A 10,559-nucleotide genomic window follows, 5' to 3' on the forward strand; every position below is an offset into this window, starting at 1 on the left:
AGCCTGCTGCGCGGACGCCGGGAAAGCGAAGGCTACATCTGCTCCCAGGGCAGGCCGTCAAAGCGCCAGCCCGAGAGTGTGGAGCGCTGGAACTGCTCGTCGAGTTCGCCCTCGAAGCCGTGCACCACATGCTGCACGTCGGTGAAGCCGGCCGCCTCCAGCGCCTTGCCGGCATCCAGCGTGCGCTTGCCGGAGCGGCAGATCAGCAGCACCGGCTGCGCCTTGCCGGCGGCCTCGCGCGCCACGGCTTCGGCGAACTTCTGCGCGTCGGGCTGCAGGTCGGGGTACTCGTACCACGGCACATTGACCACGCCCGGCGGACGGCCGACATACAGCGACTCGATTTCCATGCGCACGTCCACAAACAGCGCATCGGGATGCGCCTGCAACCAGGACCAGGCTTCTTTGGGTTGAAAATTTTTCATGATCAGGGCAATACCCCTATTGTCGAGGAAAGTCCGACGCAAAACGGAGCCCACTTTAAAATGCTGGCATGAAGCCAATCATCTACACCCGCGGGCAGCAATTGCCGGCCATCCTGGAACAACGCATCGCCATCCTCGACGGCGCCATGGGCACCATGATCCAGCGCTTCAAATTGAACGAGGCCCAGTACCGCGGCGAGCGCTTCAAGGACTTCCACAAGGACGTCAAGGGCAACAACGAATTGCTGAGCCTCACGCGCCCCGACGTGATCCAGGACATCCACGAAGGCTACCTGGCCGCGGGCGCCGACATGATTGAAACCAACACCTTCGGCGCGACCACGGTGGCGCAGGGCGATTACGACATGGCCGAGCTGGCCGTCGAGATGAATTACGAATCGGCCCGCATCGCGCGCGCCGCCTGCGACAAGTTCTCCACGCCCGACAAGCCGCGCTTCGTGGTCGGCGCCCTGGGCCCCACGCCCAAGACGGCCAGCATCAGCCCCGACGTGAACGATCCCGGCGCGCGCAACACCAGCTTTGAAGAGCTGCGCAAGGCTTATTACGAACAGACCGAGGCGCTGGTCAAGGGCGGCAGCGACGTGCTGCTGGTCGAAACCATCTTCGACACGCTCAACGCCAAGGCGGCGCTTTTCGCCATCGACGAATACTTCGACAACTCCGGCGAGCGCCTGCCCCTGATCATCAGCGGCACCGTGACCGACGCCTCGGGCCGCATCCTGAGCGGGCAGACCGTGACGGCTTTCTGGCACAGCGTGCGCCATGCCGCGCCGCTGGCGATCGGCCTCAACTGCGCGCTGGGCGCCACCCTGATGCGCCCCTACATCCAGGAACTGGCCCGCGTGGCCGGCGACACCTTCATCAGCTGCTATCCCAATGCCGGCCTGCCCAATCCCATGAGCGACACCGGCTTTGACGAGACGCCCGACGTCACCTCGCGCCTGCTGCGCGAGTTCGCCGATGAAGGCCTGGTCAACATCGTGGGCGGCTGCTGCGGCACCACGCCTGACCACATCGGCGCGATTGCCCACGCCGTGGCCCCCGTGGCCGCGCGCTCGCTGCAGCGCGGCGGCTTCTACAAGGAAGCCGCCTGAGGGTGAGGGGCCTTCCCGGCCTCCTTATCTCTTGCTTTCCACCCCGGCCGTTACAAAGTATCCAGACGGGATCCACCCCGGCGCGTCACATTTAGCGGCTATAGTCAGGCCCGTTTGTCAGGCTTGGTTTTCACCATCCGGCGCTGCGCCCCGCAGCCTGCCCGTGGCCGGACACAACACAACATCACAACTAAGGAAATCATGAACGTGCGTTCATTCATCAAGATCGCCGCGGCATTCGCCGTGGCCACGGCCGCCCTGGGGGCCCATGCGCAGCTGGCGCCGCAAAAACCGGTCACCATCATCGTCCCGTACCCGGCCGGCGGCCCGCTGGACAATGCTGCGCGCATCCTGGCCGAGAAGCTGCGCCCCCTGCTCAAGACCGAAGTGACGGTCGACAACCGGCCCGGTTCCGGCGGCAACGTGGGCGCCGCGATGGTCGCCAAGGCGCCGGCCGACGGCCATACGCTGGTGATGGGCGCGGTGGCCACCCACGCCATCAACCCCTGGCTCTACCCCAACATGCCTTACGACGCGCTGAAGGACTTCACTCCCATCACGCTGGTGGCTCGTGTGCCCAATGTGCTGGTCATGAACGCCGAGACGGCGAAACGCCTGAACATCAAGGACACCAAGGACCTGATCGCCTATGCGCGCAAGAACCCCGGCCGGCTGAACTACGCCTCCGGCGGCAACGGCAGCGCCGGCCACCTCGCGGGCGAGCTGTTCAAAAGCCTGGCCAAGATCAGCGTGGTGCACCTGCCTTCCAGCGGCTCGGCCCAGGCGCAGACCGGCCTGCTGTCCGGCCAGACCGACCTGATGTTCGACAACCTGGCCTCGGCCAGCGCCAACATCAAGTCGGGCAAGCTGGTGGCCTTCGGCGTGACCACCATCAACCGCTCCAGCAGCTTCACCGAGATCCCCACCATCAACGATGTGCTGCCCGGCTTCCACATCAGCACCTGGTTCGGCATCTTCGGCCCGGCCAACCTGCCCAAAGCCACGACCGACCAGCTGCAAAAAGCCTTCGCCGCCGCGCTCAACACGCCCGACACGGCCGAAAAATTTGCACGCATGAGCGCCACGCCCAGCCCCATGACCTCGGCGGACTTCGCCTACATGGTCATGAAAGAGCACGCCGATTACGGCCGCCTCATCAAGGTTGCCAAGATCAAACTCGATTAAGTAGCACTCCGTTCCCCGGGGCATTCGCACCGGGGGATGGCGCAACAGGGCGTTCAGCCGGTAAAATACCGGCAACCCAAGGAGCGTTGCAGCGGACCCCAGCGTCCGTCAGGCTTGGGTTACAGGCCGCCCTCTCGGCACGCCTGCGGCAACGACGCTCACCTTGGCCTTAAGGTGAGTCCGTGTCTGAAACCGAAAATTCCGTCTTCGTCCCCCCCATGAAGCTGTCCGGCCTGGAGCCGGTCAACATCGGCGCGGGCACCCTGTTCGTCAACATCGGCGAGCGCACCAACGTCACCGGCTCCAAGGCCTTTGCCCGCATGATCCTGAACGGTGAATACGAGCAGGCCCTGGCGGTCGCCCGCCAGCAGGTTGAAAACGGCGCGCAGATCATCGACATCAACATGGACGAGGCCATGCTGGACAGTCAGGCCGCCATGGTGCGTTTCCTGAACCTGATCGCCAGCGAACCCGACATCGCCCGCGTGCCCATCATGATCGACAGCTCCAAGTGGAGCGTCATCGAGGCCGGCCTGCGTTGCATCCAGGGCAAGGGCATCGTCAACTCGATCTCGATGAAGGAGGGCCTGGAGCCCTTCAAGCAGCAGGCCAAACTGCTCAAGCGCTACGGCGCGGCGGCCGTGGTCATGGCCTTCGATGAAAAAGGCCAGGCCGACACCTACGAGCGCAAGGTCGAGATCTGCGAACGCGCTTACCGCGTGCTGGTCGACGAGCTCGGCTTCCCCCCCGAGGACATCATTTTCGATCCCAACATCTTCGCGATCGCCACCGGTATCGAGGAGCACAACAACTACGCGGTCGACTTCATCAACGCCACGCGCTGGATCAAGCAGAACCTGCCCGGCGCCAAGGTTTCCGGCGGCGTGTCCAACGTGTCCTTCAGCTTCCGCGGCAACGACCCGGTGCGCGAAGCCATCCACACCGTGTTCCTGTACCACGCGATCCAGGCCGGCATGGACATGGGCATCGTCAACGCCGGCATGGTCGGCGTGTATGACGACCTGGATCCGGTGCTGCGCGAACGCGTCGAGGACGTGGTGCTCAACCGTGCGCCCGTCTACAAACCGGGCGAGCCCGAACTCACGCCCAGCGAGCGTCTGATCGAAGTGGCCGAAACCGCGAAAAGCGGCGCCAAGGACGACAGCAAGAAAAACGAATGGCGCGCCCTGCCGGTGCGCCAGCGGCTGTCGCACGCGCTGGTCCACGGCATGAACGAGCACATCGTGACAGACACCGAGGAGGTGTACCGCGAGATTCTGGCCGAAGGCGGCCGCCCGCTGCACGTCATCGAAGGCCCGCTGATGGACGGCATGAACATCGTCGGCGACCTGTTCGGCCAGGGCAAGATGTTCCTGCCCCAGGTGGTCAAAAGCGCCCGCGTGATGAAGCAGGCCGTGGCGCACCTGCTGCCTTACATCGAGGCCGAAAAGCTGCTGCTCGAAGCCGCCGGCGGCGACGTCAAGACCAAAGGCAAGATCATCATCGCCACAGTCAAGGGCGACGTGCACGACATCGGCAAGAACATCGTGACGGTGGTCCTGCAGTGCAACAACTTCGAGGTCGTGAACATGGGCGTGATGGTGCCCTGCCATGAGATCCTGGCGCGCGCCAAGGTCGAGGGCGCCGACATCGTCGGGCTGTCCGGCCTGATCACGCCCAGCCTGGAAGAAATGCAGTACGTGGCCGCCGAGATGCAGAAGGACGAGCATTTCCGCATCAAGAAGATCCCGCTGTTGATAGGCGGCGCCACCACCAGCCGTGTGCATACGGCCGTCAAGATTTCGCCGCACTACGAAGGCCCGGTGGTGTATGTGCCCGACGCCTCGCGCAGCGTGAGCGTGGCGCAAAGCCTGCTGTCCGACCAGGCCGCCAAATACATCGAAGACCTGTATACCGACTACGACAAGGTGCGCACCCAGCACGCCAACAAAAAACAGGTGCCGATGTGGCCGCTGGCCAAGGCGCGCGCCAATGCCACGCCCATGGACTGGGCCGGCTACACACCGCCCGTGCCCAAGTTCACCGGCCGGCGCATGTTCAAGAACTTCGACCTGGCCGAACTCGCGCAGTACATCGACTGGGGCCCTTTCTTCCAGACCTGGGACCTGGCCGGCCCGTTTCCGGCCATCCTCAAGGATGAGGTGGTGGGCACGGAAGCCGTGCGCGTTTATGCCGACGCGCAGCGCATGCTCAAGCGCCTGATCGAGGGCCGCTGGCTCACCGCCAGCGGCGTGATGGCGCTGTACCCGGCCAACAGCGTGGGCGACGACATCGAGATCTACACCGACGAGACGCGCAGCGAAGTCGCCATGACCTGGTACGGCCTGCGCCAGCAGACCGAAAAAACTGCGATTGACGGCGTGATGCGGCCCAGCCGCTGCCTGGCCGACTTCGTCGCGCCCAAGGGTGTTGCCGACTACATCGGCGTCTTCGCCGTGACGGCCGGCATAGGCGCCGAGAAGAAAGAGAAATACTTCCTCGACGACCACGACGACTACTCGTCCATCATGCTCAAGGCCCTGGCCGACCGCCTGGCCGAGGCCTTCGCCGAAAGCCTGCACCAGCGCGTGCGCAAGGACCTGTGGGGTTATGTGCCGGCCGAATCGCTGGACAGCGAAGCGCTGATCGCCGAAAAATACCAGGGCATACGCCCGGCCCCCGGCTACCCGGCCTGCCCCGACCACAGCGTCAAGAAAGAGATGTTCGAGCTGCTCAAGGCCGGCGAGATCGGCATGGCGTTGACCGAAAGCCTGGCCATGACGCCGGCCGCCAGCGTCAGCGGCTTCTACCTGAGCCACCCGCAGAGCACTTACTTCAACGTCGGCAAGATTGGCGACGACCAGCTGCAGGACCTGGCGCAGCGGCGCGGCCTGAAGGCGGCTGAGTTGCAGCGCTTGCTGGCGCCCAACCTGTAGGCTCCGGGCTTACCGCTCTCCTTCGCATTTACCGCAGCTTTGCCGGAAAATAGGCGGCGTTTACATAAATACACCGCTCCCTGCAAAAGCGTGTTTACCTTCACGGCATGCGAAACGTTGAACAGGCACTGCGCAACGTTGAGCCAGCGATTTGATTTCACCAGAGGGAATTGTCATGAACACATCCACCGAAACTCTCCAGCCCGGCCAGCAGGCCTCGTCGGCCAGCAAGCCCTTGTGGGCCGCCGTCGGCATCCTGGGCGTCGCCGTCCTGGCCATGGGCGGCACCATGATTTACCAGATGCGAAACCCGCCCGTCGCCGCGCCCGTGGCGCTGGCTGCGCCGCAGCAGGCACCGGTGGCTCCGGCAGTCGCGCCGCCCGTGGCCGCAGCCGCCACCGCGGCCGACGACCTGGCTGAAAAGCCCGCCGCGGCCCCCGCCAAGCCCGCGCCCGTGCCTGCCAAAAAAGTCGCCAAACCCACGCCTAAACCGGCGCCCGCGCCCAGCTACGCCGGCATTTCGCCCGCTCCCGGCCCCACGCCCGCACCGGTTGTTGTGGCGCAGGTCTGCCATGTGTGCGGCGCCGTTGAATCGGTCACGCCCGTTGAACGCTCCACCAAGCCCGCAGGTGTCGGCGCGGGCGCCGTTGCCGGTGGCGTGCTGGGCGCCGTGCTCGGTAACCAGGTCGGCCATGGCGGCGGCCGCACCGCGGCCACCATCCTGGGCGCCGTCGGCGGCGGTTTTGCCGGCAACGCGATTGAAGGGCATATGCGCAAGGAAACCGTCTACCAGGTCGGCGTGCGCATGGAAGACGGCTCGCAGCGCCTGGTGGAAGTGGCGCGCGCGCCCAGCGTGGGCAGCCGCGTGACGGTGGAAGGCAATGTGCTGCGCACCGGCGACGGCGCCACCTACGGTCCCAAGCCGGCGCCCGCGCCCGTGGCCGCACAGCCTGCCGCCGAGCCTTCTCCGTACTACAACCGCTGACCGGTCCGGCCGGCATGGCTCCAAGCGCCCCGCAACGCCAGGTTGCGGGGCTTTTTTACGTCCGCCGCCCGGGGGCGCGGCGCTATGATGGCCCGGCTTATGACAGGGGGTAGTGGACTTCGCGCCATTGAAGTGAGTTGAAATAAAGCCAGCCCCTCCGGCCGCCTCGCGGCAGCACAACGGCAGAAACATGTTCAGACTTGCGTTGATTCTTTTTGGCGGCGATGCGCTGGTCGGGCGCTGGAAAATTTTCATGGCGGCCGGCGTGCTGGCCGCGCTCTTCGGCGCCGTTCTGCTGGTCGACCTGGTGGACGGCGTGGCCGACGTCGCCACCTGGGTGCTGGGCGCGGTGCTGCTGGCCCAGGGGCTTGTCGAGATGGTGGTGGGTGCAACCCACGCGCGAATGCGGCGCCGTTTCGAGCTGCTGCGCGGCGCGGCCATGGTGGTGTGTGCCTGCCTGGTGCTGGACTTCCCCTGGGACAACGCGATCGCCGCCGGCATCCTGTTTGGCGCCGCTTTCACCTTCAACGGCTTGATCCGCATCGTCTCCAGCTGGTTGATTCGCTACCCGAGCTGGCGCAAGTCCAACCTGACAGGCTGGGCTTACCTGCTGCTGGCGCTGTTGCTGTTCACCGACTGGCCCGTGCCCTCCAGCATGAACGTGTCGCTGTGCACCGGCCTGGCGCTGGGCGTCGGCGGCTATGTCCTGATGCGCGGCGCCTGGCGGCTCAGGCGCCTGCCGCGCGGCTCCCGGCTGGCGGCCGTTGAGCTTTACAGCGGCACCCGGGTGCTGCCACCCGATGCGGCGCCGGCCACCCCCGAGGTGCTGGCCGCGAACGCCGCCGCCGGCCACATGATCGTGCATGTCTGGACGGCGGTCGACGGGGTCGACGACAAGCAGGACCGCATACGCCTTCCGCTGATCGAGCGCTACATCGCCTCCATGACCAAGAAGGGCCGCGTCTCAACCGGCCATATCGCGCTGGAATGTGATGACGGCCTGTACATCAGCCACCACCCGCGGGTCCGCCTGGCCATCACGCAGGCCAACCTGGTCGGCCACCTGCGCGCCACTTCGGGCAACGACCATCCCGGCGTCTGGCTGCCGGCCTATGCCGAAGAAGCCGCGGCGACCCGGCCTTCCACCCACAAGCTGCATTTTCGCGTCTACAACAGAAGCTACCTCCAGGCCTTCTGGGACGTCTACCACCGGGACGACACCTACAACCTCACCAGCCGCAATTGTTCCGTCGTGGTGACGCAGGCCGTGGACGCGGCCATGGAAGGCGTCTTTGCCGGCAAACCTTTCTGGCGCACACTTCTTCGGCTGGCATTGCACCCCGACGTGTGGATGGCCGGCAGCGCGCGCGTGCGCGCTGAAGCCATGGCCTGGACGCCGGGGTTGGCGCTTGATTACGTGAGCGCCGTGCGGCGCATCACCCACCCGCGCCACGACCTAAAGGTGCATCTGTCGCGCTGGTGGAAAACCCGCAAAGCGCGCAGGCCGCTCTAACTGAAAAACGCCAGTATTACTGGGCGGCCTTCAGCGCCCGGCGGTATTGCACCGCCTCCGCTACATGCACCGTCTGCACGGCCTGTGCGCCGGCCAGGTCGGCGATGGTTCGGGCCACTTTCAGGCAGCGGTGGATGCCGCGTCCCGACCAGCCCAGCCGGGCGGCCGCGGTGTTGAGGAATTTCGCGGCCGTATCGTCGAGCTGGCATTGCGCGTCTATGGCGCGGCCTTCCAGCGCCTGGTTGGTGCAGCCTTGCCGGGCCGTGGCGCGGTCGCGGGCCGCGACGACACGAAGCCGGATGTCGGCCGTGGCCTCGCCGGGCGGGGCGTTCACCAGTTCATCGGCCGCCAGCGCGCCGACTTCCACATGCAGGTCTATGCGGTCCAGCAGCGGGCCGCTGAGTTTGCCCTGGTAGCGCGCCACCAGCTCGGGCGAGCAGCGGCAGGTCCGCAAGCTGGAGCCGAGGTAGCCGCAAGGGCAGGGGTTCATGGCCGCGACCAGCTGGAAACGGGCCGGGAATTCGGCGCGCTGGGCGGCCCGCGAGATGGTGATGCTGCCGGATTCCAGCGGCTCGCGCAGCGCCTCGAGCGCCGCGCGCGGGAACTCGGGCAGCTCGTCGAGGAAGAGCACGCCGCGGTGCGCCAGCGAGATTTCGCCGGGCCGGGGCGGTGAGCCGCCGCCGACCAGCGCCACGGCGCTGGCGGTATGGTGCGGCGCGCAGGTCGGGCGTTGCGCCCACTTGTCCAGCGAGAAGCGGCCGCCCAAAGAGGCCACGGCCGCGCTTTCAAGCGCCTCCTCGGTGGTCATGGCCGGCAGCAGGCCGGCAAAGCGCTGGGCCAGCATCGATTTGCCGGAACCGGGCGCCCCCATCATCAGCACGCTGTGTCCGCCGGCCGCCGCGATCTCCAGCGCGCGCCGTGCCGCTGCCTGGCCTTTTACGTCGGCCAGGTCCAGGTAGGCCGATGGCGCGGGCAGCGCCAACGGTTTCACTTGCGCCCAGCCGTCCAGCGCTTCGACGGCGGCGTCTCCCGGCAAGAACTGCCTGACGACGTCGAGCAAATGGTGCGCCCGGAAAATCTCCGCGCCCGGAACCAGGGCTGCCTCCTGGGCGCTGGCGTCGGGCAGGACGAGCTTGGGCAAGGCGCCCGCGGCGGCGCGCTCGGTGCGCGCCAGCGCCAGGCTCATGGCGAGCGCGCCGCGCACCGGCCGCAGGTCGCCGCCCAGGGAGAGCTCGCCGGCGAATTCATACCCTTCGAGCTTGCGGGCGTCGACCTGGCTGCTGGCCGCGAGTATGCCCAGCGCGATCGGCAGGTCGAAGCGGCCGGAATCCTTGGGCAGGTCGGCCGGCGCGAGGTTGACGGTGATTCTTTTATTGGCCGGAAACTCCAGGCCGGTGTTCTGGATGGCCGAGCGCACGCGCTCCCGGGCCTCCTTGACCTCGGTCTCCGCCAGGCCGACCAGCGTGAAGCTGGGCAGGCCGTTGGCCAGGTGGACCTCGACGCAGACCGGCCGCGCCTCCAGCCCCAACAAGGCGCGGCTGTGCACTAAAGACAAGCTCATGAAGCAACTCCCCTGTTTTGCCCCAAAGTTGTGCGCGACATGCGCCCCAATTTGGTGCTCATTGTTTGCCTGGATTCTAGAACGCCCACTGCCTCGGGTGGAAAACAGGCTGGCTTACGGTCCATAAGGCAGGCTGCTTTGGCACGGTACGTGCTATTGAACCCTGCGGAATCTGAAGACCTGTTGTGGCAACCCTCGGAATCCCTGAACCGGAGCGCTCCGATCTTCATGCGCCCAGAAAACCTGTAGAGCAGCCGGGGCGGTGCACCGAGGGGCCGCTTCCTTATTCATCCTTGGAGGAAACCTGAAATGAAACTCGTAACGGCCATCATCAAACCGTTCAAGCTGGACGAAGTGCGCGAGGCGCTGTCCGGCATTGGCGTGCAAGGCATCACCGTGACCGAAGTCAAGGGCTTCGGCCGCCAGAAAGGGCATACCGAGCTGTACCGCGGCGCGGAATATGTCGTCGACTTCCTGCCCAAGGTCAAGATCGAGGCGGCTGTGTCCGACGACCTGGTCGACCGCGTGATCGAAGCGGTGGAGGGCGCCGCCCGCACCGGCAAGATCGGCGACGGCAAGGTCTTTGTCTACAACCTCGAGCAGGTCGTGCGCATCCGCACCGGTGAAACCGGCAAGGAAGCGCTGTAAGCGCTCAACCCAAATATAAAGAGAACATAGACATGAAAAAACTACTTGCCTCCCTTGTACTGGGACTGAGCCTGCTCACAACCGGCGCCGTGATGGCGCAGGCCCCGGCAGCCGCGCCCGCCGCCTCGGCCGCGGAAGCCAAACCGGCTGAAGCCGCGGCGCCTGCAGCGCCCGCAGCCGCGGCAGCGGCC

At 66.1% G+C, this 10,559-nt stretch carries 8 protein-coding genes and 1 riboswitch; of the genes, 6 read left to right on the plus strand and 2 right to left on the minus strand.

What is annotated here, in order from left to right; all coding sequences use genetic code 11:
* Window positions 1-32: 32 nt before the first annotated feature.
* On the minus strand, window positions 33-425 hold the full coding sequence (locus AC1D1F_RS11800) for a rhodanese-like domain-containing protein (RefSeq protein WP_436155697.1): 393 nt from the start codon (window positions 423-425) through the stop codon (window positions 33-35).
* 68 nt (window positions 426-493) lie between these two features.
* On the opposite strand from AC1D1F_RS11800, the gene AC1D1F_RS11805 reads away from it, so the two are divergent.
* From AC1D1F_RS11805 to AC1D1F_RS11825, 5 genes are all read left to right on the plus strand, one after another.
* Window positions 494-1,540 carry a homocysteine S-methyltransferase family protein gene (locus AC1D1F_RS11805; protein WP_477696113.1) on the plus strand — a complete coding sequence of 349 codons (1,047 nt, stop codon included), beginning with the start codon at window positions 494-496 and terminating at the stop codon, window positions 1,538-1,540.
* A 201-nt stretch (window positions 1,541-1,741) separates the two neighbouring features.
* Window positions 1,742-2,725 (plus strand): Bug family tripartite tricarboxylate transporter substrate binding protein, encoded by a 984-nt coding sequence (locus tag AC1D1F_RS11810; protein ID WP_477696112.1) that lies wholly within the window; start codon window positions 1,742-1,744, stop codon window positions 2,723-2,725.
* A gap of 72 nt (window positions 2,726-2,797) precedes the next feature.
* Window positions 2,798-2,892, plus strand: a riboswitch (S-adenosyl-L-homocysteine riboswitch).
* A gap of 15 nt (window positions 2,893-2,907) precedes the next feature.
* A complete protein-coding gene (metH, locus tag AC1D1F_RS11815; protein WP_477696111.1) occupies window positions 2,908-5,661 on the plus strand; it encodes a methionine synthase in 2,754 nt (917 codons plus the stop codon).
* A gap of 175 nt (window positions 5,662-5,836) precedes the next feature.
* The gene (locus AC1D1F_RS11820; protein ID WP_477696110.1) at window positions 5,837-6,646 is read left to right on the plus strand and encodes a glycine zipper 2TM domain-containing protein; all 810 of its coding nucleotides are present in this window, start codon (window positions 5,837-5,839) and stop codon (window positions 6,644-6,646) included.
* 190 nt (window positions 6,647-6,836) lie between these two features.
* Window positions 6,837-8,159 (plus strand): HdeD family acid-resistance protein, encoded by a 1,323-nt coding sequence (locus AC1D1F_RS11825; RefSeq protein WP_477678554.1) that lies wholly within the window; start codon window positions 6,837-6,839, stop codon window positions 8,157-8,159.
* A 16-nt stretch (window positions 8,160-8,175) separates the two neighbouring features.
* Here AC1D1F_RS11825 and AC1D1F_RS11830 read toward each other — a convergent pair whose 3' ends face one another.
* Window positions 8,176-9,720, minus strand: coding sequence for a YifB family Mg chelatase-like AAA ATPase (locus AC1D1F_RS11830; protein ID WP_477678555.1), 1,545 nt, complete (start codon window positions 9,718-9,720; stop codon window positions 8,176-8,178).
* Between the two features lie 309 nt (window positions 9,721-10,029).
* Here AC1D1F_RS11830 and glnK point away from each other — a divergent pair, with 309 nt between their 5' ends.
* Window positions 10,030-10,368: a P-II family nitrogen regulator gene (gene glnK, locus AC1D1F_RS11835; RefSeq protein ID WP_007873831.1), complete on the plus strand. Its 339-nt coding sequence runs from the start codon at window positions 10,030-10,032 to the stop codon at window positions 10,366-10,368.
* Window positions 10,369-10,559: the final 191 nt, after the last annotated feature.

The organism is Polaromonas sp. P1_H6 (genome assembly GCF_056405195.1).

Excerpts from the sequence above, each read along its gene's own strand:
- AC1D1F_RS11800 (WP_436155697.1), bottom strand. The coding sequence starts at position 425 with ATGAAAAATTTTCAACCCAAAGAAGCCTGGTCCTGGTTGCAGGCGCAT.
- AC1D1F_RS11825 (WP_477678554.1), top strand. The coding sequence starts at position 6,837 with ATGTTCAGACTTGCGTTGATTCTTTTTGGCGGCGATGCGCTGGTCGGG.
- AC1D1F_RS11810 (WP_477696112.1), top strand. The coding sequence starts at position 1,742 with ATGAACGTGCGTTCATTCATCAAGATCGCCGCGGCATTCGCCGTGGCC.
- AC1D1F_RS11820 (WP_477696110.1), top strand. The coding sequence starts at position 5,837 with ATGAACACATCCACCGAAACTCTCCAGCCCGGCCAGCAGGCCTCGTCG.
- AC1D1F_RS11805 (WP_477696113.1), top strand. The coding sequence starts at position 494 with ATGAAGCCAATCATCTACACCCGCGGGCAGCAATTGCCGGCCATCCTG.
- glnK (WP_007873831.1), top strand. The coding sequence starts at position 10,030 with ATGAAACTCGTAACGGCCATCATCAAACCGTTCAAGCTGGACGAAGTG.
- AC1D1F_RS11830 (WP_477678555.1), bottom strand. The coding sequence starts at position 9,720 with ATGAGCTTGTCTTTAGTGCACAGCCGCGCCTTGTTGGGGCTGGAGGCG.